This is a genomic window from Selenomonas sp. FC4001, assembly GCF_000701565.1.
Taxonomy (GTDB): Bacteria; Bacillota; Negativicutes; order Selenomonadales; family Selenomonadaceae; genus Selenomonas_A; species Selenomonas_A ruminantium_B.
The window spans coordinates 355,566-381,009 of the sequence record NZ_KL370793.1 but is presented as its reverse complement, the minus strand read 5'-3'; the positions used below and the strand labels follow the sequence as shown (position 1 = coordinate 381,009).

22 protein-coding genes and 2 other annotated features are annotated in these 25,444 nt (G+C 51.4%); of the genes, 16 read left to right on the top strand and 6 right to left on the bottom strand.

Features of this window, described 5'->3' with window-relative positions; genetic code table 11:
- Positions 1–52: 52 nt before the first annotated feature.
- On the bottom strand, positions 53–1,351 hold the full coding sequence (locus tag T320_RS11535; RefSeq protein WP_037355964.1) for an aspartate aminotransferase family protein: 1,299 nt from the start codon (positions 1,349–1,351) through the stop codon (positions 53–55).
- Positions 1,352–1,378: 27 nt separating this feature from the next.
- Positions 1,379–3,328, bottom strand: coding sequence for a peptidase U32 family protein (locus T320_RS11530; protein WP_037355961.1), 1,950 nt, complete (start codon positions 3,326–3,328; stop codon positions 1,379–1,381).
- A gap of 292 nt (positions 3,329–3,620) precedes the next feature.
- Between T320_RS11530 and T320_RS11525 the strand changes: the two genes are divergently transcribed.
- The 6 genes from T320_RS11525 (at position 3,621) to T320_RS11500 (ending at position 10,251) form a co-directional block, all read left to right on the top strand.
- Positions 3,621–3,803 (top strand): hypothetical protein, encoded by a 183-nt coding sequence (locus T320_RS11525; protein WP_231465898.1) that lies wholly within the window; start codon positions 3,621–3,623, stop codon positions 3,801–3,803.
- Positions 3,793–4,365, top strand: coding sequence for a zeta toxin family protein (locus tag T320_RS11520; protein WP_037355955.1), 573 nt, complete (start codon positions 3,793–3,795; stop codon positions 4,363–4,365). The genes T320_RS11525 and T320_RS11520 overlap by 11 nt, the downstream gene beginning before the upstream one ends.
- Before the next feature lie 54 nt (positions 4,366–4,419).
- Positions 4,420–4,614: a binding site (T-box leader), on the top strand.
- 63 nt (positions 4,615–4,677) lie between these two features.
- The gene (pheS, locus tag T320_RS11515; protein WP_037355947.1) at positions 4,678–5,703 is read left to right on the top strand and encodes a phenylalanine--tRNA ligase subunit alpha; all 1,026 of its coding nucleotides are present in this window, start codon (positions 4,678–4,680) and stop codon (positions 5,701–5,703) included.
- 16 nt (positions 5,704–5,719) lie between these two features.
- A complete protein-coding gene (gene pheT, locus T320_RS11510) occupies positions 5,720–8,149 on the top strand; it encodes a phenylalanine--tRNA ligase subunit beta (RefSeq protein WP_037355939.1) in 2,430 nt (809 codons plus the stop codon).
- Between the two features lie 12 nt (positions 8,150–8,161).
- Positions 8,162–8,425 (top strand): cell division protein ZapA, encoded by a 264-nt coding sequence (locus T320_RS11505; RefSeq protein ID WP_026761138.1) that lies wholly within the window; start codon positions 8,162–8,164, stop codon positions 8,423–8,425.
- A 104-nt stretch (positions 8,426–8,529) separates the two neighbouring features.
- On the top strand, positions 8,530–10,251 hold the full coding sequence (locus T320_RS11500) for a methyl-accepting chemotaxis protein (protein WP_037355936.1): 1,722 nt from the start codon (positions 8,530–8,532) through the stop codon (positions 10,249–10,251).
- A 65-nt stretch (positions 10,252–10,316) separates the two neighbouring features.
- Here T320_RS11500 and T320_RS11495 read toward each other — a convergent pair whose 3' ends face one another.
- Together T320_RS11495 and T320_RS11490 are read right to left on the bottom strand one after the other, a co-directional pair.
- On the bottom strand, positions 10,317–11,552 hold the full coding sequence (locus tag T320_RS11495; RefSeq protein WP_037355933.1) for an LL-diaminopimelate aminotransferase: 1,236 nt from the start codon (positions 11,550–11,552) through the stop codon (positions 10,317–10,319).
- Positions 11,553–11,704: 152 nt separating this feature from the next.
- Complete coding sequence (locus tag T320_RS11490) at positions 11,705–13,093, bottom strand: pyruvate carboxylase subunit B (RefSeq protein WP_037355930.1); 1,389 nt, start codon at positions 13,091–13,093, stop codon at positions 11,705–11,707.
- 430 nt (positions 13,094–13,523) lie between these two features.
- Here T320_RS11490 and T320_RS11485 point away from each other — a divergent pair, with 430 nt between their 5' ends.
- From T320_RS11485 to T320_RS11460, 6 genes are all read left to right on the top strand, one after another.
- On the top strand, positions 13,524–13,793 hold the full coding sequence (locus T320_RS11485) for an ACT domain-containing protein (RefSeq protein ID WP_014424149.1): 270 nt from the start codon (positions 13,524–13,526) through the stop codon (positions 13,791–13,793).
- A gap of 24 nt (positions 13,794–13,817) precedes the next feature.
- On the top strand, positions 13,818–15,179 hold the full coding sequence (locus tag T320_RS11480) for a PFL family protein (RefSeq protein ID WP_026761134.1): 1,362 nt from the start codon (positions 13,818–13,820) through the stop codon (positions 15,177–15,179).
- Positions 15,180–15,307: 128 nt separating this feature from the next.
- The gene (gene nth / locus T320_RS11475; protein ID WP_037355925.1) at positions 15,308–15,955 is read left to right on the top strand and encodes an endonuclease III; all 648 of its coding nucleotides are present in this window, start codon (positions 15,308–15,310) and stop codon (positions 15,953–15,955) included.
- A gap of 104 nt (positions 15,956–16,059) precedes the next feature.
- Positions 16,060–16,512 (top strand): N-acetyltransferase, encoded by a 453-nt coding sequence (locus T320_RS11470; protein ID WP_037355922.1) that lies wholly within the window; start codon positions 16,060–16,062, stop codon positions 16,510–16,512.
- A 93-nt stretch (positions 16,513–16,605) separates the two neighbouring features.
- Positions 16,606–16,849: a binding site (T-box leader), on the top strand.
- A 60-nt stretch (positions 16,850–16,909) separates the two neighbouring features.
- Entirely contained in the window at positions 16,910–17,923 is a 1,014-nt protein-coding gene (gene aroF / locus T320_RS11465; RefSeq protein ID WP_037355919.1) for a 3-deoxy-7-phosphoheptulonate synthase, read from the top strand.
- Complete coding sequence (locus T320_RS11460) at positions 17,924–18,820, top strand: prephenate dehydrogenase (RefSeq protein ID WP_026761130.1); 897 nt, start codon at positions 17,924–17,926, stop codon at positions 18,818–18,820. It begins immediately after the preceding gene.
- Positions 18,821–18,925: 105 nt separating this feature from the next.
- Here T320_RS11460 and T320_RS11455 read toward each other — a convergent pair whose 3' ends face one another.
- On the bottom strand, positions 18,926–19,717 hold the full coding sequence (locus tag T320_RS11455; RefSeq protein WP_051608746.1) for a vWA domain-containing protein: 792 nt from the start codon (positions 19,715–19,717) through the stop codon (positions 18,926–18,928).
- A gap of 36 nt (positions 19,718–19,753) precedes the next feature.
- Complete coding sequence (locus T320_RS11450; protein WP_028129775.1) at positions 19,754–20,134, bottom strand: PH domain-containing protein; 381 nt, start codon at positions 20,132–20,134, stop codon at positions 19,754–19,756.
- Between the two features lie 430 nt (positions 20,135–20,564).
- On the opposite strand from T320_RS11450, the gene thrS reads away from it, so the two are divergent.
- The 4 genes from thrS (at position 20,565) to bioD (ending at position 25,263) form a co-directional block, all read left to right on the top strand.
- Positions 20,565–22,484, top strand: coding sequence for a threonine--tRNA ligase (gene thrS / locus T320_RS11445; protein ID WP_026761127.1), 1,920 nt, complete (start codon positions 20,565–20,567; stop codon positions 22,482–22,484).
- Between the two features lie 207 nt (positions 22,485–22,691).
- Positions 22,692–23,963 carry an aminotransferase class III-fold pyridoxal phosphate-dependent enzyme gene (locus T320_RS11440; RefSeq protein WP_037355904.1) on the top strand — a complete coding sequence of 424 codons (1,272 nt, stop codon included), beginning with the start codon at positions 22,692–22,694 and terminating at the stop codon, positions 23,961–23,963.
- 26 nt (positions 23,964–23,989) lie between these two features.
- Complete coding sequence (locus T320_RS11435) at positions 23,990–24,580, top strand: biotin transporter BioY (RefSeq protein ID WP_037355901.1); 591 nt, start codon at positions 23,990–23,992, stop codon at positions 24,578–24,580.
- On the top strand, positions 24,577–25,263 hold the full coding sequence (gene bioD, locus T320_RS11430; protein ID WP_037355897.1) for a dethiobiotin synthase: 687 nt from the start codon (positions 24,577–24,579) through the stop codon (positions 25,261–25,263). The genes T320_RS11435 and bioD overlap by 4 nt, the downstream gene beginning before the upstream one ends.
- The last annotated feature ends 181 nt before the right edge of the window (positions 25,264–25,444 follow it).

Genomic DNA, 25,444 nt, shown 5'->3' with positions numbered 1-25,444 from the left:
AAACGCTGCAGGAAGATATACCCCGCGGGGCGGGCTTTGTTGTTTTATTGCTTTAGAGATTCTTTTCGGTTAAGACCATGTCCAGGGCGTTCAGTACGTCGTTGACATTTTCTTCCGTAATCACCAAAGGCGGCTGGAAGGCCATGACGTTGCGGTCTACGCCGTTCTTGCCGATGATAAAGCCGCGGTCTTTGAGGACTTCGAGTACATCATCAAGAATTTCCGGTGCCGGGTTGCCGTCCGCATGGATGAATTCTGCGCCATCCATCAGGCCGAGGCCGCGTACATCGCCGATAACGGGATGTTTCTTTTGGAGCTCACGCAGGCCGCTTCTAAGTTGCTCACCGCGTGCCTGAGCATTTTCCATAAGCTGGTGTTCTTCGATATAGTTGAGAACTGCCATGGCCGTCGTGGAGGATACCGGGTTGCCGCCGAGCGTCGAAGCACCGGGACGGGTGTAGGTGTCAGCAATCTTGGCCGTGGAGATAAAGGCGGAAATTGGTGCGCCGTTGCCTAGGGCTTTTGCCATGCACATGATATCGGGCACGACATCGTAATTTTCAATGGCAAACATCTTGCCGCTGCGGGCAAAGCCTGTCTGCACTTCATCGATAATCAGCAGGGTGTTGTACTGGTCAAGGATTTCTTTGACGCGCTTGAAGTAGCCCTTGGGCGGCACTACGCAGCCGGCATTGCCCTGAATGGTTTCGGCGATAAAGGCGCCGGGGTGGCCAGAGGTTGAGGATTTAATCAAATCCTCAATGGCATTGGCGCAGGCGTAATCGCATTCCGGGAACTTCTTATTCATGGGGCAGCGGTAGCAGTTCGGGTTGGGAGCAAAGTGAATGCCGCCAACGGGATTGGGGTCGGTGCGCCACATAGTAAGGCCCGTTACGCTCATGCCGAGCTTGGTACGGCCATGCAGGCCGTGGCGCAGAGCAATGATTTCGCTGTTGCCCGTGTAGACGGAAGCCAACAGGAGGGCACCTTCCGTGGCTTCGGAGCCCGTGGAGCAGAAGAAGGACTTCTGAAGGTCGCCTGGTGTAACCTCAGCGAGTTTTTCGGCGAGGTTTACGAAGTTTTCCGTGAGATAGATGTTGCAGACATGTTGCAACTCATCTATCTGGGCTTTCATTTTTTCAAGGATTTCCGGATTGCAGTGGCCGCAGTTCATAACGGACACGCCGGCGTACATATCCAGATATTTCTTGCCCGTGCTGTCCCAGAGGTACTGCATGGAACCTTTGACCATCTGAGCCGGTTCCTTGTAGAAATGACCTAAGCAGGGCATGATGTATTTTTTCTTCTTTTCGATAATGGCCTCAGGGCCGATAAATTTTTTGCTTTCCATATTTCCCTCTCCTAAAAAATAAATAGGTTAGATGGAGTTGCGGCTCCGGCGGAAACGGTAGGTGCCAAGACCCAATTCGCGCGGGCCTTTTTTGAGCGTTTCGAGGTCGTCGGCGTGGAAGGCCTCTTTGCCTGCCGCAAGATTATCCAAAGCCGTGCGGTAGATGCGGGTGACCATGCCGGCAAATTCCGGTGCGTAGTCCTGCGCCTCAATGCGGTAAGCGCCCAAGCCGTTAAACTTAGAAAGGTACGGATAGAGGCAGAGGTCCTTGGCAAAGTAGATATGGTTGCGGCCAAACTGGTCAACGCGCAGGGAATGCTTTTCACCGGCCTTGTCGAGCAGGGCATAACGGCGGTCAAGCACTTCGGGATTGTTGAGCTCGTTGAAGAACGGCAGGCTCATGCCCGGAATATTGTGGTCGCAAATCATGGACTCATAGGAGCCGTGGACAACAACTTCGATGGGCAGCTCGGAGCTTTCGACGATTTCGCGCAGCTGCTCAAACGAGAGCTCGTAGGAAGCTGTACCCATGGTCAGGCCATTTTCCTTGAGGAACTTGGTGGCCAGATGGTTGAAGAGGTTGAAGGAAACATCAGCTTGCACCGGTAAATCCGTCAGGCGCTTGGCCAGCTTCAACGAGCCAAGGTTGCTGACCATGATGCCGTCGGCCTTGAGTTCACGCTGTCTCAGAGCTGTAAAGAACTGTTCCAGTTCGCCACATTCCCGGCGCATGGTCGTGCGCGGCGTGTTGATGATGATTTTGGCACGGCCCTTGTTGTAGGCGATGACTTCGGCAAAATCTTTGAGGCTCCAAGGCTTGTTGGGGCGGAAGGTTTCGCCACCGACATAGACGATATCGGCACCATTGTCAATAACGGCGCAGGCTGCACCGACGGTGTTGACACGGACGCTTAATGTGCGGTGGTCAGGATTTGACTTGTCAATATCGCGTTCCTGCTTTAGAATTTCGTCCTGGAAACCGGCTTCCTTGACTGCATCGCTGAAGAAGCGCGGTTCACGCGTGCCGTCAAAGCCGATGTCCTTTTTATCCGGGGAACCGAAGGCAAAGGTGGTCGTAAAGTCGCGGGCACGGTTCTCGTAGAGGCTCTTCCAGCCTTCTTCATCCGGCTGCCAGCCCGTGGGGTCAGCGATATAGGCATCAATGGCCTTGCGGTAGGTGCTGACAATGCGGCGGATAAAGGGAGCGGGGCGCATACGGCCTTCGATTTTGAAGGAGAACACACCAGCCTGAATGAGTTGGGGAATATGGCGGTACATGCACATATCCTTGAGCGCCAGCTTGTAGGCACCATCGCTGTCCTGGTCGAGCACTTCGCCCGTCTTTTCATCAATCAGCTGATAGGCCCAGCGGCAGGGTTTCAGGCAGCGGCCACGGTTGCCGCTCTGGCCAAAGACCACGCCACTATGAATGCACTGGCCGCTTTCGCTGATGCACATATCGCCGTGCATGAAGTATTCTACTTCAATGCCCGTGCGTTCACGGAACAGGGAGAGCTCGGAGAGCGTCATCTCGCGGCCGACAACGACGCGGGTAATGCCGTATTCCTTGAGTTTTTCGATAGCGTGCTCGTTATGGGTATTCATCATAACGGAGGTGTGCACCGGAATCTTGATGCCCATTTCGTGAATGAGTTCAAGTACCGCAAAGTCCTGCACGAGGATAGCGTCCGGACGGATTTCGTTGAGGTAGGTGAGGTATTCACGCAGAGCGGGAATTTCCTCGTCACTGATCAGGTTGTTGAGCGTGATGTAGAGCTTAACGCCATGCTCATGGGTGTAGGCAATGGCCTTTTTGAGCATTTCATCATCAAAGTTGAAGTCCCCTTCGTGCATGCGCATATTGAAATGCTTGCCGCCGAGGTAGCAGGCATCAGCACCGGATTCCACACCAGCCACCAGGGCGTCCCAGGTGCCGGCAGGTGCCAGCAGTTCTACGGATTTACGATTTAATAACATCTAAAAACAAACTCCTTTTGGATATGATTTTTTATTATATAGTCCCAATCTATAAGTATAACAGAGATTGCAGGGGCTATCAATATTTCCGAGTCAGTGAATTAGACATAGATCATGGATTTTGCTATAATTGTGATAATTCACAGAATAGACAGCCGTAAATGGGAAAAGGTCCAAAGTGGAATATTAGATCTCAGTACATAAAAATATTGAATTTAGCGGCAGAAATGCTATGATAGAAGTAAAGGGACTCATTGATGTAATGTAGCTATACTGAGAGGAGATGGCACTGATGAACGAGTTAGATTCAATGTGTGGTATCACGGACGAAGAAATGACCCGTCGTTTTGTAGAGGCCGTGCGAATCGAAAATGAGATAAAGAAAATAAAAGGTGTTCCTATAGCTGGCTTTGATATGGAGCGCCAACTTCCTTATATAGAATATGCAGATGGACGGCGTGAATATGAAAAGTGAAAAAAATCCACTGCCGGAAATTATAGTCTTTGCTGGGCCAAATGGTAGCGGCAAGAGTACCATTACGAAATTGGCGAAGGTCATTGAACCATATATAAATGCTGATGATATAAAGAGGGCTTCACAGTGTACCGATTTAGAGGCTGCTGTAAAAGCGGAAGAATTAAGAGAAAAGTTTGTGTCATTAAAAAAAGGATTTACTTTTGAAACAGTGCTCTCTACGGATAGAAATTTACGCTTACTACAGCGTGCTAAGGAAAAAGGTTTTTTTATTCGCTGTATATATGTGCTTACAGCAAATCCTGCGGTTAATGTGGCCAGGGTAAAAACAAGAGTGGCAAATGGTGGACATGATGTGCCAAGAGAAAAGATTTTTTCTCGCTACACAAGGGCCTTGTCATTATTGCCTCAACTGATAAAAGTTTGTGATGTGTTGCATGTTTATGATAATACCAATACTCCATTTAGAATATTTAAGAAGAGAAAAGACGAATATTTCCATTGGGAAAATGAGTTTTGGTCTATGGAACAAATTGAAAAACTGACGGATGTATGGTTTTGAAATTTGCGGGGAAAAACATTGCATTCCCGCTGCCTTTATGCTACAATTCTATGTATTGTGGCGATGAACAAGAAGAGTAAACTTCGCGGGCATTTTTAGAGAGTCTCCGCTGCTGGGATGGAGATAATGCCGGATTTTGAAAGTTCGCTTGGGAGCTTTTCGGAGGAAATGCCGGACGTGTGCTTCGCGTTAAGAAGATGCAAGTGATAAATCAGGGTGGTACCGCGAAATTCAGCCTTCGCCCCTCGTGCACATGTTGTGCGGGGGCGAGGGCTTTTATAGTTTGCTTTTCATAAGGCAGGAGGTAAATAAATGGAAGAAAAGATTTCGGAGCTGAAGGCAGCTGCCGTAGCTGAAGTCAAAGCCGCAAGCGATATGACGGCGCTTAACGATATCCGTGTGAAGTATTTGGGCAAGAAGGGCGAGTTCACTGCCATTTTGCGTGGCATGGGCAGCCTGTCCGCTGAGGAACGCCCGAAAGTCGGCAAGATTGTCAACGTAGCCAAAGCAGAAGTGGAAGAGGCCATCAATGCGCAGGCTGGTGAGCTTAAAGCCAAGGAACTTTCCGCAAGACTTGCCAGTGAAAAGATTGACGTTACTCTGCCGGGCCGCAATGTGCCGCAGGGCCATCTGCATCCGCTGACGCTGACGATGCAGCGTATTAAAGATATTTTCGTACATATGGGCTTCAGCGTAGAAGAAGGCCCGGAAATCGAGCGCGACTACTTCAACTTTGAAGCACTGAACCTGCCGAAAGATCATCCGGCACGCGATATGCAGGATTCCTTCTACATCACGGACGAAATCCTCATGCGTTCCCAGACGTCGCCGGTACAGGCCCGCACGATGCAGTCTAACGAGCCGAACAAGCCGATTCGCATGATTGCGCCGGGCCGCGTTTATCGCCGCGACGAATACGATGCGACGCATTCGCCGATGTTCACGCAGGTGGAAGGCCTTGTTATCGACAAGGGCATCAGCTTTGCTGACCTCAAGGGTACACTCGAACTTTTCCTGCATCAGATTTTCAACGAAAATGTAGGTGTGCGTTTCCGTCCGAGCTTCTTCCCGTTCACGGAACCTTCCGCCGAAGTGGATATCTCCTGCGTGATGTGTCATGGTGAAGGCTGCAAGGTCTGCAAGGGCACGGGCTGGCTCGAAATCCTGGGCGCCGGCATGGTGCATCCCCATGTGCTGGAAATGAGCGGCTATGACCCGAAGGTGGTCAGCGGTTTTGCTTTCGGTCTGGGCGTGGAACGTATCGCTATGCTGTCCTACGGCATTGATGACCTGCGTCTGTTCTACGATAATGACGTGCGTTTCTTGCAGCAGTTCTGATTAGGGAGGGTTACATATGCAGGTTTCCATTAAATGGTTAAACGATTATATAAAGTTCAACGAAACGGCTGAAGAATTGGCCGACAAATACACAATGTCCGGTGTCCCCGTGGAAAATGTCATCCGCGCGGACGAAGGCCTTGATAAAGTCGTGACGGGCCGTATCGAAAAGCTCGAAGCTCATCCGGATTCCGATCATCTGCAGATTTGCCAGATGAATGTGGGCGAAAAGGAACTCATTCAGATTATCACGGGTGCCCAGAATGTGGCTGAAGGTCAGGTTGTGCCGGTGGCTATGGTCGGTGCGCATCTGCCCAACGGTCTGCACATCAAGAAGGGTAAGCTGCGCGGCCTGCCGTCTAATGGTATGCTGTGTTCCGCGGAAGAACTCAAGATGGACCTCACCAAGCTGACGGAAGAAGAAAAGAACGGCATTTACATCCTGCCTGCTGATACGCCGGTTGGTGTACCCGCCAAAGATGTGCTCGGCCTTGATGATGTCGTGCTCGAATTTGAATTGACAGCTAACCGTGCCGATTGCTTCAGTGTTGTCGGCCTTGTGCGTGAAGCTGCAGTGCTCACAGGCAACGAACCGCATTATCCGGAAATCACGGTTAAGGAAGATGACGAAGCCAAGGCTGCCGATATGATTAAGATTGGCATTGAAAGCGACCTCTGCGACCGTTTTGCTGCCCGCGTAATTAAGAACGTCAAGGTTGGCCCGTCTCCGGAATGGATGCAGCAGCGTCTTGAAGGTGCTGGTATCCGTGCCATCAACAATGTGGTTGATGTGACGAACTTTGTCATGGTGGAACTGGGCCAGCCCATGCACGCCTATGACTATGATGAAATCGCCGGCCACAGCCTGACGGCCCGTCTGGCCAAAGAGGGTGAAAACCTCCATACTTTGGACGACAGCTCCCGCATTGCCAAGGGGACGGAACTCGTCATTGCTGACAGCGAAAAGCCGGCTGGTCTTGCCGGTGTAATGGGCGGCCTCGAATCCGAAGTAACGGAAAAGACCACGACCATCGTGCTTGAAGCGGCCTCCTTCAACGGGGCCAGCATCCGCCGCACTTCCCGTGCCTGCGGTCTGCATTCCGAGGCTTCGGGGCGTTTTGAACGCGGCGTGGATGTGACGGCTATTCCCCGCGCGCTTGACCGCGCCTGCCAGCTCCTGCAGGAAATGGGTGCCTGCACGGTAACGCAGGGCATGGTAGATGTATATCCGAAGCAGAAAGAGCAGACGGAAATCCATTATACGGCTGAGCAGATTAATGCCCGTCTAGGTACGCAGCTCAGTGCTGCCAAGATGATGGAAATCCTCACGAGTCTTGGCTTTGCCGTACGGACGGAAGGCGAAGGCTTTGTGGCTAAGGTTCCCACTTGGCGCAATGACTGCACCTGCATGGAAGACCTCTCTGAGGAAGTTTCCCGCATCTACGGCTTTGACAACATCGCTCCGACCCTGCCCTGGGGCGCTGTAATGCAGGGCAAGCAGAGCCCGCGTCAGGACTTCATCGACAAGATTAAGGAAATCCTTGTCGGCCTTGGTATGACGGAGGAGCTGTCCTTCAGCTTCACCAATACCGATTTGCTGGATAAGATGCTGGTGCCGGCTGACAGCGAACTGCGCAAGGCTGTGCCCATCATGAACCCGCTGACGGACGACTATCCGCTCGTGCGCACGAGCCTTTTGACCTCCATCATGGAAAACGCTGTGCGCAACTTCTCCCGCAAGAATATGGATTTGCGCCTCTTTGATGTAGCTCCCGTATTCTTCCCGAAACAGCTGCCCGTAACGGAACAGCCGGAAGAAGTCGTAAAACTCGTTGGTCTGATGACGGGCCGCCGCAATACGGTGGGCTGGAATCAGACGAATGACATGATTGACTTCTACGATATGAAGGGTCTGGTGGAAGAACTGCTCGCCAGCCTCTCCATCTCCAAGTACACCGTGGAAGCCGGCGAGCACTTCGCCCTGCATCCGGGCAAGACCGCACTCTTCAAGAAGGGCCGTGAAGTCATCGCTACCCTGGGTGAGTTGCATCCGCAGGCTGCAGAAAACTTCGGCATCAAGCAGAAGGTTTATCTCTTTGAGATGGATGTGGAAGTGCTCATGAAGTATACGGCCAAGAACTTCCACTTCGACAGCCTGCCCAAGTTCCCGGCAACTTCCCGCGACTTGGCTATCGTGGTGGATACGGATGCCGAAGCTGGCAAGATTGAACAGGTTATCACGAAGAACGGCGGCAAGCACTTTAAGTCCGTAACACTCTTTGACGTGTACACCGGCGAACATGTAGCCGAAGGCAAGAAGAGTCTGGCCTTCAACCTCCAGTTCCAGTCCAAGGACAAGACGCTGACCGATGAGGAAGCCGATACGGCCTTCAATAATATCCTCAAAGCCGTGGAAAAACAGTTCGGTGCCGAATTGCGTGCATAAGCAGGTGATCGTATGGCAGAAGAAAAAAACAACCGCCCCGCTGAGCGCGTGGTGGTAGAGATTTACGGCAACAGCTATCCGCTGAAAACCGACGACCCGCAGCATATGAAGATGCTGGCGGCCGCAGTGGACAAGAAGATGAAAGCTATGTCCCGCTCGGTGCGCAGCTTTGATGAGCGCAAGATTGCCGTGCTCACCACTTTGCAAATCGCAGAGGAATATTATAAGCTCAAGAAGGACTACGACGAACTTGTAGACCTTCTGGATGAAAAATAACTGAATAATAGCAGGAAAATTTCCTTTGCTCACGAATATAACCCGTAAAGATATAGTTATTAACTTTACGGGTTATATTTTTACTTCAAAGGAGTGGGTAAAGAATGGGGTTCATTAAAAACCTGCGGGTAGCCTATAAGATGCTGATACTAGCAGCATTTGCCGTAATCGGTATGCTGGTTATCGGTTATCAGGGCTATTCCACGGCGAAAAAAGCTCAGGTCGATATGGAAGAGATGTATTCCAGCTCGGTCAAATCCATCGGTTATCTTAGCGATATGCGCTATGGTACACGCTATGCGCAGGGCATGATGATTATCATGACTACGGTAAAGGATGACCCACAGCGCATGCAGAATTTAGACAAGAAATTCCAGGAAGGTCTGCAATTTGTGGATGATGGAATCAAAAACTATGAAGCTATACCAGGTAAGCCGGACACGATTAAGAAAGAACTTGAATCGTATAAAAGTGCCTGGGCAGCGCTGCGAAAAAATCTGAACGATGCGGTAAAACTTTGTCAGGCCGGCCAGCTGCAAGAAGGCAGGGAGCTCTATAATCGTGAAGGGGCCAAATTGCTGGACCAGATGCGCCCGCATATCAATAAGATGACGGAACTGGAAAACAGCCATGCGGAAGAACTCAATACGCAGAATGATGCGGACACGGAAGCTGCTATCCGCAATATGATTATTCAGCTTTTGCTGGGGCTGATTATTATGGTTGCCGTAGCCATGTGGATTACCCGCGAAATGGTTAACCCTGTTCAGGCTATGATGCGTTCCCTGGAACGTCTGCGTGGTGGTGATTTCAGCGACCATCCCCGTACGATTATCCGTGGTGATGAATTCGGTGAAATGGCCGATAAAGTTGCAGAAGTGCGTATGACCTTGAATAAGCTCATGCGCAGTACCAGTGCTACTGCCGAACAGCTGGCGGCTTCCTCCGAAGAACTTACGGCCAGCTCCCAGCAGTCGGCACAGGCTTCGGAACAGGTGGCACAGTCTGTCACCAACGCAGCCGGTGCTGTAGCGGAACAGCAGGTAGATGTCACCGGTGCCATGGATTCCATTGAGAATGCCGTGCAGGCTATCGAGCGGCTGAGCCGTACCGCCAATATGGTTTCGGAACATGCCAACACCAGCAATAAGGCGGCAGTGGAAGGCAATGATGCGGTGAAACTGGCCGTTAACCAGATTAACAGTGTGGCGCAGATTGTCAATAGCTCCGCCGAGACCGTCGATAAGCTGGGGCAGAGTTCCCAGGAAATCGGCCAGATTGTGGAGACGATTTCTTCTATTGCCGAACAGACCAATCTGCTGGCCTTGAATGCAGCTATTGAAGCAGCCCGTGCTGGTGAACATGGCCGTGGCTTTGCCGTAGTTGCTGATGAAGTCCGCAAGCTTGCAGAGGCTTCCCAGGAAGCAGCCAAGCAGATTACCGGTCTTATCAGCGGGATTCAGTCGGAAACCGCCGAGGCTGTTTCCTCCATGCAAAAGGGCAGTGCCGCAGTGAAAGAAGGCACTGCATCCGTTGAACAGCTTCGCGATACCTTTAAGAGCATTTACGATGCCGCTTTAGGAGTTGCTAAACAGGCTGAAGAAATGACCAAGGAACTGCATGTCGTGGAACAGGATACCCAGAATATCAAGGAAAAATCCAGCGGTATTCTGCAGAAGGGCGGTATGGTGGCTTCGGAAATGGAAAGCGTTTCCGCTGCTTCCGAAGAGCAGTCTGCTTCCGCTGCTGAGATTGCCGATGCCAGCACGGCCTTGGCAAATCTGGCGCAGGATTTGCAGAATTCCCTGCGGAAATTCAAATTCTAAAACTTTACAGGCAAATAAAAAGTGGAGGGCTCAGAGCTCTCCACTTTTGTATGTCGATTTTACAATCAGATATGCAGGTTATTCTTGATGCGTTCCACAGCCCGCAACGTGTTTTCACGGTCACCGAAGGCGGTGAGACGGAAGTAGCCTTCGCCGCAGGGGCCGAAGCCGGCACCCGGGGTGCCCACGATGTTGACTTCAGTCAGGAGTTTGTCGAAGAAGTCCCAGGAAGGCATGTTGTCCGGCGTTTTGAGCCAGATATAGGGGGCGTTGATGCCGCCGTAGGCTTCGATACCGGCCGCCTGCAGGCCTTCGCGGATGATGCGGGCATTTTCCATGTAGTAGGCAATGGTTTCCTTGACCTGTTTTTGGCCTTCCTCCGTGTAGATGGCTGCAGCGCCGCGCTGAACGATGTAAGCGGTGCCGTTGAATTTGGTAGTATGGCGGCGGTTCCAAAGTTTGTTGAATTCCACCAGACTGCCGTCAGCGGCACGGCCTTTGACGGTCTTGGGGATGATGGTGTAGCCGCAGCGGGTACCCGTGAAGCCTGCAGTCTTGGAGAAGGAACGGAATTCGATGGCTACATCCTTGGCTCCTTCAATTTCATAGATGGAGCGGGGCACATCCTCTTCCGTGATATAGGCGGCATAAGCTGCATCAAAGAGGATGACGGACTGATTTTCGCGGGCGTAGTCCACCCATTTCTTCAATTCTGCGCGGGAAAGGGTCGTGCCGGTAGGATTGTTGGGGCAGCAGAGGTAAATCATGTCCACGCGTTCCGCAGGCAGTTCCGGTGCGAAGTCGTTGCTGGCATCACAGGGCAGGTAGGTGACGCCTGTAAAGTGGCCATCCTCCTGGAGTGTGCCCGTACGGCCTGCCATAACATTGGTGTCCAGATAGACCGGATAAACCGGGTCGGTGATAGCGACCTTGTTATCGGTGCCGAAGATTTCCTGAATGTTGCCGCAGTCGCTCTTGGAGCCGTCGCTGATGAAGATTTCGTCACTGGCAATCTCAATGCCGCGGGCCTTGTAGTTGTGCTCGATGATGGCATCGGTGAGGAAACTGTAGCCCTGTTCGGGGCCGTAACCGCGGAAGGTATCGGCGCTGGCCAGTTCATCTACAGCTTTGTGCATGGCCTCGATGCAGGCAGGGGGCAGAGGTTGGGTCACATCGCCAATGCCCAGGCGAATGATGTCTGCTTCAGGATGTGCTTCCTTAAAGGCTGCCACCCGGCGGGCGATTTCGGCAAAGAGATAGCTGCCAGGGAGTTTCAGGTAGTTGTCATTGATTGTAGCCATATAAACCTCCAAAAGAATTATTCTCAATATAACTTTTGGGTATATTATACCATGTTTCTATAACAAATCAATAGGGAGAAAAAGAAAAGATGACTACGCACAGCGAAGCGTAGCCATCTTTGACTTAGTGATATTCAGGTGGGCGAAGCAGGTCAGGAACGTTTGTAAGCCGTTACCTTCTGATAATGTTTCTGGAAGAATTCTTCTGCAACCTGCGGGAACAGAGCGTAGGAGAGGACATCTTCTTCGGAAGGATTGAGATAGCCTTTTTCCTTGAGTTCTGCTTCAAATTCTGCGAAGGTCTTAGCCTTTGCATCTTCGATGGAGCAGTCTTCGATGATGTCTTCCGGAGCAATGCCCAGCGTCTTGGTCAGGAAGTCGCGGTCGATAGCAACCGGCGTACGGCCGAATTTGCCGCGGGCCAGGTCTTTGAATTCCTTCGGTACCATCTTGTAGCGTTCGCCGCTCATGACATTGAAGGTTGCCATGGTGCCGACAATCTGAGAGGACGGCGTAACAAGAGGCGGATAGCCCAGGTCTTTGCGAACGCGAGGCATTTCATCCAAGAGGTCCTGATACTTGTCTTCCATGCCGGCTTCCTTGAGCTGGTTAGCCAGATTGGAGAGCATACCGCCCGGAATCTGGAAGTCCAGTACGTTGGGGTTGATATCGAAATAACCCTTGAGGTTGAATTCGTTGATAACGCGTTTCTTAACTTCGAGGAAGTGTTTGGAAATCGGCGTGAGTTTCTGAACGTCAATGCCGGTATCATATTCCGTGCCTTCGAGAGCGCGAACCATGGTTTCCGTGCAGGGCTGGGAAGTGTCAGAGGAGAAGGGAGCCAAAGCCGTGTCGATGATGTCAACGCCAGCTTCAATAGCTTTGAGATAAGTAGCATGGCCGAAACCGGAGGTGCAGTGAGTGTGCAGTTCCACAGGAATGTCCAGAGCAGCTTTGAGCTTCTTAACCAGGTCTTCTGCTACATACGGTTTCAAAAGACCGGACATATCCTTGATGCAGACGGAATGGCAGCCCATATCCTGCAGTTCTTTGGCCAGTTCTACGAACTTTTCATTGGTATGAACCGGGCTGATGGTGTATACGAGGCAACCCTGTACTTCCGGTTTTTCCGGGCAAGCCAGTGCAGCTTCAATGGCAACTTTCAGATTGCGCACATCGTTGAGGGCATCGAAGATACGGAATACACCAACGCCATGGGCGGAAGCGTGACGGACAAATTTTTCTACCACGTCATTGGAGTAGTGGTTATAGCCAAGAAGATTCTGGCCGCGCAGCAGCATCTGAATCGGGGTATTGAGGTTAGCTTTCAGGGTGTCCAGTCGTTCCCAGGGGTCTTCGTTCAGGAAACGCAGGCAGGTATCAAAAGTAGCACCGCCCCATGCTTCCAATGCTTTGTAGCCTACGGAATCCAAGGCTTTGAGCTGGGGAAGCATGTCTTCAATGCGCATGCGGGTAGCACACAGAGACTGATGACCGTCACGCAGAACGGTTTCCATGATTTTGACAGGTTTCTTTGCCATAACTAACACTCTCCTCTAAATTATTAACGCATAAACAATGATTATGCGTACTAACTCGTGACGAGCTGGAAAAACGAAATAAAAAAGCCTGGCAGAACGGCGTAAATACTAGGTTTTTGGAGCATCACAAGATTTAACATCACAAGCATAGTATAGGTGCTAATTATTGCTTTGTCAATGTAAAGCGTGATTTTTTTCTCAAACTATAACTAATTGGAATAATAGATGGAGATTATCGTAAAATGTATACAATTTAGGCATGGTTGAATTGACAGGAACAGGCGTTAAAGTTTTTTTTATGAGCTATTGGTTTTTGGTGCAGACACTGATATAATTGGAAATGTAGTTTTATGAGTTTGTTTGTGTTGACACATTGTTCTATATTTACACAATGTGCAGGTGAATTTGGAATTGAAGGAGAAATGTGTAAATGAAACTTGTAGTAACCGTTGTAGGCAAAGACCGTGTAGGCATTATCGCCATGGTTAGCCAGATTCTCGCCGAGAACAATGTCAACATTCTGTCTATCAATCAGAACATCCTGGATGGCTACTTTAATATGATTCTGATTGCGGAAATCAGCAGCAGCAAGATTAAGCTGGTGGATCTGCAGAAGAAGCTCAAGGAAAGCGGTCAGGAAATCAACGTGGATATCAAGGCGCAGCATGCCGATATCTTCAATGTAATGCACAACATCTGATGTGACCTTTAGGAGGATAAGTTTTTGATTAGCATAGACAATATCATTGAAACAAATGAGATGATTACCGAGAACAAACTGGATGTGCGTACCATTACCATGGGCATTTCCCTGCGGGATTGTGCGCATCCGAATATGGACCAGTTTTGCCGCAATGTGTATGACAAGATTACCAAGTCGGCGGAGTTCCTCGTAAAGACAGGTGAGGATATTGAAGCGGAATACGGTATCCCCATCATCCATAAGCGCGTGTCCGTTACGCCGATTGCCATTGCAGCGGATGCTTGCAAGACGGATTCCTATGTGCCGGTGGCAGAAGCCATGGACAGGGCCGCCAAGGAAATCGGTGTCAACTTCATCGGTGGTTTTTCTGCTCTGGTGGAAAAGGGCTTTACCAACGGTGACCGCATTCTGATTAACTCGATTCCGCAGGCACTGGCAACGACGGATGTCGTCTGTTCGTCTGTAAATCTTGGTTCCACCAAGACTGGTATTAATATGGACTGCGTCCGGGAAATGGGCGAGGTCATCAAGCGTACGGCAGAACTTACCCGCGATAATGATGCGTTGGGCTGTGCCAAACTCGTAGTTTTCTGTAATGCTCCCGGGGATAATCCTTTTATGGCTGGTGCCTTCCATGGTGTCAGCGAAGCGGACAAAGTCGTAAGTGTCGGCGTCAGCGGCCCCGGTGTGGTCAAGCATGCTCTGGAAGCCAAGAAAGGTGCTGACTTTACGGAGATTGCCGAAACCATTAAAAAGACGGCTTTCAAGATTACCCGCGTAGGCCAGCTGGTGGCCCGCGAAGCGTCCAAGCGTCTGGGTGTACCCTTCGGCATCATTGACCTGTCGTTGGCACCGACGCCGGCCGTAGGCGACAGTGTGGCCCGTATTATCGAAGAAATGGGCATTGAAAGCTGCGGCGCGCCGGGCACGACGGCGGCTCTGGCACTCCTTAATGACGCGGTGAAGAAGGGCGGCCTGATGGCTTCTTCTCATGTCGGCGGCCTCTCTGGTGCCTTCATTCCGGTAAGTGAAGATGAAGGCATGATTAACGCCATCAAGACCGGCAGTCTGTCCTTGGAAAAACTCGAAGCCATGACCTGCGTCTGCTCTGTAGGCCTTGATATGATTGCGATTGAAGGCGACACGAGTGCGGCAACGATTTCCGGCATTATCGCTGATGAAGCGGCTATCGGTATGATTAACAACAAAACCACGGCGGTACGTGTTATCCCTGTGCCGGGCAAGAAAGTCGGAGACATGGTAGAATTTGGTGGCCTTTTGGGCTACTGCCCCATTGTACCGGTACGCAACCAGTACAGCTCGGATGCCTTTATCGCCCGCGGCGGCCGTATCCCGGCGCCGATTCGGAGCTTGACGAACTAAAAACCAGCCTTCTCCTATGGAGAAGGTGCCCCGTTAGGGGCGGATGAGGTATAGCGAAAGACCGACCTCATCCGAGCGCTGCGCGCCCACCTTCCCCAGAGGGGAAGGCTTATGTATAGGAGAGCATTATGCGTGTTACGAAAAAAATTAAGGAAGAACAGATACGCATTTTAGGGGAAATCTATAAGGATACCAAGCCGGCTTTGATTTTCCGCAATCCCTTTGAACTCTTGATTGCGGTGATTTTGTCAGCCCAATGTACCGATAAGCGCGTAAACGTGACAACGGCCCGGCTGTTTCAGAAAGCGGCCACGCCGGAAGCCATTCTCTCGTTGGGATTGGCGGCTTTGGAGGAAGAAATCCGGGACTGCGGTCTCTTTCGCAACAAGGCCAAGAATATCATGGCGACTTGTCAGATTCTTTGCGAGCAGTATGGCGGGGAAGTTCCTGCCGATTTTGAAAAACTGCAGGAACTTCCTGGTGTGGGCCGCAAGACGGCCAATGTGGTCATGAGTGTGGGCTTTAATGCCCCGGCCATTGCGGTGGATACGCATGTGTTCCGGGTCAGCAACCGGCTGAAGCTGGCGGCAGGGGATACGCCCTTAGCGGTGGAGCAGGGCCTGATGAAGGCCATCCCCAAGGATAAATGGTCCGCAGCCCATCATTGGCTGATTTGGCATGGACGGAATATCTGCAAAGCCCGCAAGCCGTTGTGCGGCAAGTGCCCTTTAGCAGATGTGTGCCCAACAGCAATAGATTTTCAGCCTTCCCCTTGAGGGGGCGACGAAGTCGCGGGAGTCCGGTGGAATCCCGGGGGCAGTGGGCGCGAAGCGCTCGGATGAGGTGGAAATACCTAATATAGAGCAAGTGAGATGAGAGCATGATTTACCGGAAAGCAAAATTTGAAGATGTGGAAGCCATTTATGAACTGGTGGCCGATTACGCTGGACAGGGGGTAATGCTGGCCCGTTCCCGCAATACGCTCTATGAAACCCTGCGGGATATGGTGGTAGCCGTGGATGAGGATGGCAGTATCGCCGGTGTGGGCGGGCTCCATATAATCTGGGACAGGCTGGCGGAGGTGCGCACCATGGCGGTAGCGCCGGACAAGCGCCGCCGGGGCATTGGTGCTGAGATTGTGCGCCGTCTGATAGAAGATGGCGAAGTCTTAGGTATTGAAAAGTATTTTACCCTGACTTATCAGCCGGAGTTTTTTAAGGCTTTAGGCTTTGAGGTCATCAATAAGGAAGAGCTTCCGCATAAAGTTTGGAAGGAATGTATCGACTGCCCCAAATTCCCCAACTGTGATGAAATCGCCATGGTAAAAGTCTGAAGAAAAAGTTTTTCTGTGGTGGAAATACTGTATGATTTTACAAATTACGGTTGACAATATGCTTGCAAACTGCTATAGTATCAAGCAACAAGAGTAAATGCAGAGACGGAGAGAAGTAAGAGGCAGAAGTCTTACAGAGAGCGGCGGGCTGGTGTAACGCCGCAGATGGAACCTTTGAAATACACTCCTGAGCAGCCGGTTGAACAACTGATGTACAGATTAGTAGGCCGCGCCGGAATGCCACCGTTATCAGAGGCTAGGATATGTATGTATCCGAATAGAGAGGCTTGCATCAGCAAGCAGGGTGGTACCACGGGTATAACAGCTCGTCCCTGTGAGGGGGCGGGCTTTTTCTATTTGAACTTTGACTTTATTATGTTATTATGGAGGAATGAACATGATTATCGTAATGAGCCCCAGTGCTACAAAAGAAAATTTAGAAAAAGTCATCAAAAAAGTGGAATCCGCTGGACTTAGAACCCATATATCAGAAGGCGAGGAAGTAACCATCGTAGGTGTGATTGGCGATCAGAAGAAAATCGCAAACTTGGAAATGAATATGATGGAGGGCGTGGAAAAGACCGTCCGCATCACGGAAAAATATAAATTGGTCAGCCGCAATTTCCATCCGGAAGATACCATCGTGGACGTGGACGGCGTGAAGGTCGGCGGCAAGCAGATTGTGGTTATGGCAGGTCCTTGCTCAGTGGAAAGCATCGAACAGCTAAGAGAAGCTGCCAAGGCCGTGAAAGCTGGCGGTGCGCAGTTCCTGCGCGGCGGTGCCTTTAAGCCCCGTACCAGCCCCTATGATTTTCAGGGCCTTGCCGAAGACGGCCTCAAGATGCTCCGTCAGGTAGCGGACGAAGAAGGCCTCAAGGTCGTGACGGAAATTGTGGACAAGGACGATTTGGAACTGGTGGGCAAATACGCTGACCTCTATCAGGTCGGCGCCCGCAATATGCAGAACTTCCAGCTCTTGAAGGCTTTGGGTAAGGCCAATAAGCCTGTCATGCTCAAGCGCGGCTTGTCCGCTACCATCAGCGAATGGCTCAATGCTGCCGAGTACATTATGGCGGGCGGCAATGAGCAGGTCATTCTCTGCGAGCGTGGTATCCGTACGTATGAAACTTTTACGCGTAATACCCTTGACCTCAGTGCGGTAGCCGCCGTCAAGGAACTTTCCCACCTGCCCATCATCGTGGACCCGAGCCATGGCACGGGCCGCTGGCAGATGGTTCAGCCCATGGCCCGCGCGGCTGTGGCTGCCGGCTGTGACGGCCTTATCATCGAAGTACATCCTCATCCGGAGGTGGCGCTTTCCGATGGCGACCAGAGCTTGACGCCGAAGAATTTCAACTGCCTGATGGAGGACCTGGGCAAAATTGCGGCGGTAATGGAGCGCACTGTATAAATGGCACGGGAAAAAACAACGCTGGCCATTATCGGTGTAGGCCTCATCGGCGGTTCTTTGGGGCTGTGCCTGAAGGACAAGCTCGGCGATGATATCTACATCACCGGCCTGTGCCGCAGCCAGGCCTCCATGGACAAGGCTATGGAACTCGGAGCTGTGGACTTTGCCTCACCGGACGTAAAAGCCGTTGTGGAGCAGGCGGATATCATCTTTTTGAGTCCGCCGGTGCTACAAATCGTGCCCATGGTGGAAAAGATACTGCCCTATCTGAAAAAAGGCGCGATTATCACCGACGCCGGCAGTACTAAGCAGTATATCTGGGAGCACCTGCAAAAGATTCTGCCCCCGGATATCTACTACATCGCCGGCCACCCCATGACCGGCCGGGAAAAAAGCGGCGTAACCGCAGCGAAAAAAGACTTGTTCGTGGGCAAGGCCTATGTCATCGTGGAGGACACAGGCGCACCGCCTGAGGCGCATGCAAAGCTTATGGCGCTGTTAAAGCATACCGGCGCCAACTTTACAACGCTCGATATCGCCAAACATGACCGCTGTGCCTCCGTTATCAGCCACGTGCCCCATGTAGCGGCGGCAGCGCTGGTAACACTCCTCAACCAGTCCGGCGGTGATATGGAGTCCTGTATCAAACTCATTGGCGGCGGTTTCAAGGATACCACCCGTATCGCCTCGTCCAATGCCGATATGTGGGCAGATATCTGTATGACCAACGGCAAGGCCATTGCCGCCAACCTCAGGACCTTGCAGGAAATTATCGGCAGCGTGATTACAGCCTGCGAAAATCAGGACAGACAGGCCGTCTACGACTACTTCACAGCCTCCAAGAAACGCCGTGACGCCCTGCTCGAAAACGCCCAAAACAAATTCGACCCGAACTAACTGCATATAAAAACCTAAAGGCAGTGACAAGATGCGCAAGCATTTTGTCACTGCCTTTTGCTATGAAAATTTTGTCAGTAAGCGATGGGGAGATGTTTAAAGGATTTACTGTGGCTGTTCGCCGGCTTGTTTCCAACTTTCGCCGACGCTGCCTTTGTCGCGCATTTCGCTGGCGGCGGCGTCCATGCGGGAGAAGGATTGTCTTACGCCGCCGGCGTCGTGTTTGTAATTCACGGCATGGTCAGCGCCGATACCTAGGGCTGCAGACTCAGATACCGAGTCGATATTGGCCCCCATGAAGATGAAATTCCAGTTATATTCTTTAGAGGCCGTATCAATCATGGCTTTTACGTCAGTTTTGGTGTATTCTACACTGTTGTTTTCTTTGCCATCGGTCATAATGAGGAACAGCACGCGCCGCTTGGCTGGGCAGATGCCGTTCTGATTCATTTTATTCATGGTGCCGGTGATGGTGCGGCCGACAGCGTCAAGCAGGGCCGTCATGCCACGGGGGTAGTAATTTTTATTGGTCAGTTCCGGCACTTTTTGGATATCTTTGGCGTCCACGATTTTTTCGTATCTGTCATCGAAAAGGACGGTGGTAACTTCGGCGCGTCCTTTTTTCTGTTTCTGTTTTTCTATGAAAGTGTTATAGCCGCCGATTGTATCTTCGGCTACCTTGCGCATTGAGCCGGAACGGTCAAGAATGCAGATTATCTGCACGGGTTCGGCAGAGGTAAGAATACATTTAGATGTATGCTCATGCTGCAGGAACAGCGGCTGTTGTACTTCTGTGGACGGTTTTTCTACCGGTTTATCCGTTGGCAGTTCCCGGGCAAAGCACAGGCTGGTACTCATGACGAGCACCGCTGCCAGTGATATTAAAGTTTTATACACGTGAATCAGCTCCTGTTTTTTATCCGTTCTTTTTGCTTATTTGCCGACGCATTCTGCCAGCAGGGCTTGTACGCGGTAGACGTCGGCGTCCTTGCTGAAGGTGTAGACCAGTGGTTCAGCACCAAGACCGGCTACCCAGATTTTGAGCTCCGCCTCCAGGTCAAAGTGCCCGGTGGATTCTACGGCGAAGTGGCGGATACTCTTGTAGGGAATGGAGTGGTAGTCGACTTTTTTGCCGGTAGCACCCTGTATATCCACCAGTATCAGCCTGTAGTCAGTGAAGATAAGCAGGTCACGCACCCATTGGTAAGCCTGGATTACTTGTTCACTCTTGCCCAATAGTTTGCCGTAGTCTTTTTTTACATCTTCGATATCCGTTTCCGCCGCATTGCCGATTAGTCCGCTGATAATACTCATTTTTACTGCCTCCTTTAGATTTATGCTATACTTATTCAACTTTGGCAGCTCATAACCCTGCCATGGCAAGTGAAAAGGGCAGGGGAATTTTTTACAGGGGAATTTGATGTTATCCCTTGACATGTCAACTTGGGCAACCTATAATATGTCTATCAGTTAAAGGCAAAGACAAAGACATGACAGTGAGGAAACGGCTCTTAGAGAGGAACCTGTATGGTGCAAGGGTTCTGGGTTAGTTGTTGCTGTTACCACTTTGGAGCTGCTGGCAGGAACGTGGGCTGGGCCCATCAGTATTGGCAGACGGTTACGCTATCGTTACAAGCGCTGAGTGGCCATGGGCATAGTCTGTGGCAATCAGGGTGGAACCACGAGGTTATAGCTTCGTCCCTATTCAGGGACGAAGTTTTTTTAGTTTTAGGAGGGAAATACAATGCTGAAGATTACGTTGAAGGACGGTGCTCTGCGCGAGGTTGAGGCCGGCACGAGCATTTTGGATTTTGTAAAACAGGTCAGCAACAGCCTGGCCAAGAAGGTACTGGCTGCTAAGGTTGACGGCGAAACGAAGGACCTGACGGCTGTTCTTAATAAGGACTGCACGGTAGAGTTTCTGACGTTTGAAGAGGCTGACGGCCGCTGGGCACTGCGTCATACGGCTTCTCATATTCTGGCACAGGCTGTAAAACGCCTCTACAAGGAAGACAATGTAAAGCTGGCTATCGGCCCGGCTATTGACAATGGTTTCTACTACGATATCGATATGGACCGCCAGCTCAGCGAAGCTGACCTCAAGGATATCGAAAAGGAAATGAAGAAAATCGTCAAGGAAAACCTCAAGCTCGAACGCAAAGAGGTCAGCCGTGCTGATGCTCTCAAGATGTTTGAGGAAATGGGCGAAAGCTACAAGGTGGAACTCATCAACGACCTGCCGGAAGATGCGCTGATTACGCTCTATACGCAGGGCGAATTCACCGACCTCTGCGCTGGCCCTCATGTATTATCCACGGGCAAGGTTAAGGCCTTGAAGCTCCAGAGCGTAGCTGGTGCTTACTGGCGCGGCAGCGAGAAGAACAAGATGCTGCAGCGCATCTATGGTACGGCCTTTGAAAAGCAGGCTGACCTCGACGAATACCTGCATATGCTCGAAGAAGCAGCTAAGCGCGACCACCGCAAACTGGGCAAGGAACTTGACCTGTTCAGCCTGCACGAAGAAGGCCCGGGCTTTCCGTTCTTCCATCCGAACGGCATGGTCGTCCGCAACGAACTCATCAACTACTGGCGCGAAGTACATCGCCGTTATGGCTATCAGGAAATCAAGACGCCGATGATCATGAACCGCAAGCTCTGGGAGACTTCCGGTCACTGGGATCATTATAAAGAAAACATGTACTTCACGAAGATTGACGATGAAGATTATGCAGTAAAACCCATGAACTGCCCGGGCGGTATGCTGGTGTATAAATCCCATCAGCACAGCTATCGTGACCTGCCACTGCGTATGGGCGAGCTTGGTCTTGTTCATCGCCACGAGCTCTCCGGTGCGCTCCACGGCTTGTTCCGTGTCCGCAACTTCACGCAGGATGATGCGCATCTCTTCATCACGCCGGCACAGATTGAGGACGAAATCCAGCATACGATTGACCTCTTTGATGAAGTTTACAGCACGTTCGGTCTGAAGTACACGGCAGAACTCTCCACGCGTCCGGAGGACTCCATGGGTTCTGACGAAATCTGGGAAAATGCTACAAATGCTCTGCGTAATGCTTTGGAACACCGCGGCCTCAAGTATGTCATCAACGAAGGTGACGGCGCGTTCTACGGTCCGAAGATTGACTTCCATCTGCGCGATTCCATTGGCCGTACGTGGCAGTGCGGTACGATTCAGCTCGATATGCTGATGCCGGAAAAATTCGACCTGACGTATGTGGGCGAAGACGGCGAAAAGCATCGTCCGGTTATGCTGCATCGCGTGGTTTACGGCTCCATTGAACGCTTTATCGGCATCCTCATTGAAAACTACGCCGGTGCGTTCCCGACTTGGCTGGCTCCGGTTCAGGTTCGTATCCTGCCGATTACGGACAAGCATGCTGATTACGCTTACGAGCTCAAGAAGAAAATGTTTGACCTCGGCCTGCGTGTTGAAGTGGATGACCGCAACGAAAAGACGGGCTACAAAATCCGTGAAAGCCAGGTCAAGAAGACCCCGTACACGCTGGTTGTCGGTGACCAGGAAATGGCTGACGGTACGGCAGCTGTCCGCAAACGTGGCGTGAAGGACAGCGAAACCATGAAGGTTGACGACTTCATTAAATACGTTCAGGAAAAAATCGCCAGCAAGAGCGAAGAATTCTAATTTCATAGCGCCTTAAAGAAAGCAGGCTTGACATGTCAATTTTTGACATGTCAGGCCTGTTTTGCGTAATTATCATAGTTTTGGTTAACTTATTACAAAATACAGGTTGACAATGAGGGCGGAGAGGAGTATCGTGTTAACCGTGATGATTGGGAAAGGAGCTATGACGATGCAAAAAAATACGAAGTCAAAAGGGAGGTACTGCCAATGATTTGGTACCCCTACGAACAGATGAAGACCATGAAAGCACCTTACGAAATTGTCGATGCAGAAGGCCCTTATCTTTACACGAAGGATGCGAAGCTGTTGGATTCGATTTCCTCCTGGTGGAGTGTAATCTATGGTTACCATCAGCCCAAGATTACGGAAGCCATCTGCCAGCAGGCCAATAAATTTTCCCATGTGATGCTGGGCGGCCTTACCCATAAGCCTGCGCAGGAATTGTCCGAAAAACTGGCCGCCTGGCTGCCGGGGGATTTGGATTACTGCTTTTTCTCCGATTCGGGCAGTGTGGCGGTAGAAGTCGCGCTGAAAATGGCCCTGCAGTATTATGTAAATCGGGGAGAGACAAGTCATAAGCGGGTGTTGGCGCTGGAACATGCTCATCATGGAGATACCAGCGTAGATAATCAGGAGGTGCGGCGCACTAAGGTACTGGCCTTGGAACATGCCTATCATGGAGACACCTTCAAAACCATGGCGGTAGGAGATGATGAGGACTATCACTTCGTCCTGCAGGTCTATGGCAAGAATCCCTATGTCATTCATATCCCCACGGAGATTGCTGCGCTGGAGGAAGCCTTTGCCCGTTATCAGGATGAGCTGAACTGCTTTATCGTGGAACCTCTGCTGCAGGGGGCTGGCGGTATGCGGATGTACGATATGGCCTTCCTCAAACGGGCACGGGAGCTTTGTGATAAGTACGGAGTCCTGCTGATTTTCGATGAGGTGGCAACAGGTTTTGGCCGGACGGGGCATCGCTTTGTGGCAGATGAGGTGCTGCCGGATATTCTGGTGTTGGGCAAGGGGCTTACCGGCGGTCATATCGGTCATGCGGTTACTGTGGCCAACAAGAAGGTCTTTACGGCGTTCTATGACGATGCACCGGAAAAAGCGCTGATGCATGGCCCGACCTTTATGGGGAATGCTCTGGCATGTGCTGCGGCCAAGGCCTCGATTGAACTGTTTGATGAGCTCGATGTCATGGCAAGGGTTGCGCATATCGAAGAGATTACACGGCGGGAACTTGAGGGCTTTACCGACCCGCGTATCCGCGAAGTCCGCATCATGGGCGGTTGTGCCTGCATTGAAGTATATGATGCCAAGACTTTGGCAGGCTATCAGCAGTTTGCCTATGAGCGGGGTGTCTTTGCGCGGCCCTTCCTGAATTATCTCTATTCCATGGTACCCTATATCCTTACGGATGATGAACTTGTCCATATCTTTGCGGTCATGAAGGAATGGTTCCGGCGCGGGTAAGCGGGGCTTTTAGGAGGAAAATGTCAATGAAACATCTTACGGTTCGTGAAATTGTGCTATGTGGTTTGTTTATCGCCCTGATTACGGCGGGGACTTTTATTCGCATTCCGGTGGGAACGGATGTCTATACGCTGCAATTCCTGTTCACCTTGCTGGCAGGGCTGGTGCTCGGCGCCCGTTTGGGAGCGGTGGCGGTAGCGGCTTATGTACTGCTGGGGCTGCTGGGCGTACCGGTCTTTGCTTCCGGCGGCGGCCCGGCCTATGTGCTGCAGCCCACCTTTGGCTATCTGCTGGCGTTTATTCTGCAGGCCTGGTTTGGCGGTTATTATGCCCGCCATGGGACGGCAGTATCCTATGGGCGGCTGCTGTTGGCCAATTTAGGCGGCATGGTTATCGTCTACATGATTGGCATAGCCTGGTTTTATCTGGTTTCCAATTATGTAATTGCTGCGCCGATTCCCCTCTGGACGGCTATACTTTACTGCGGCATCCTGCAGGCACCGCCGGATTTTCTGCTGTGTCTGGCGGCAGCGGGAATTGGTTTGCGCTGCTATCGGAGCGGTGTCTGGATAGTGGAGGAAAAGCACACTGCCCTGCATAAGGAGGTGTGCGCATGAGCCGGAATCTTTTTGTCACAGGTACGGGCACTGAGATAGGCAAGACCTATGTGGCAGGGCTTATCGTGAAGATGCTGCATGATGCCGGGATGGATGTGGCTTATTACAAGGCCGCTATGAGCGGCAATGAGCGTCGGCCAGACGGCACGCTGATTCCCGGGGATGCCCTGTTTGTTAAGGAATTTGCCGGGATTTCCCAGAGTCTTGAGAGCATGTGCCCCTATGTTTATGAACATGCGGTATCTCCGCATCTTGCGTCACGTATCGAAGGCAATCCTGTGCGCATGGCCGTGGTGGAAGAAAAATTCCAGGCGCTTAGCCGGGAGCATGATTATGTAGTGGTGGAGGGCAGCGGCGGCATTACCTGCCCCATTGGCTATGATGAAGAACGCATCCAGCTAGAGGATATCGTCAGCAGTTTGCACCTGCCCAGCGTCATGGTGGCAGACGCCGGACTCGGAACCATCAACGGTGTGGTCCTTACCCATGCCTATATGGAGCAAAAGGAACTGCCGCTGAAAGGAATCCTCTTCAATCATTTCCATGAAGGGGATGTGATGGAAGAGGACAATCGGTGCATGTGTGAGGAAATGACCGGACTGCCGGTCCTGGGGTGCATTGCCAAAGGAGATAAAGTTATCACAGGACTTACGGCAGAAGAATTGGCTGCATTGTTTGAATGAATCGCAGCTTGTAGGTTAATTCGTTAGTTCGTGCGCAGGGTATCCCGTCCATGCGTTGTTAGGGGCGAACGGGGAGTAATTTTTCTGTTTTCCGCTAAACGACCCCTTCGTACAAGTTACAAGAACATCGATGTGCTTGCTGCTTGTCACCGCGAAAATGCCGTTTTATACGAACATCGCT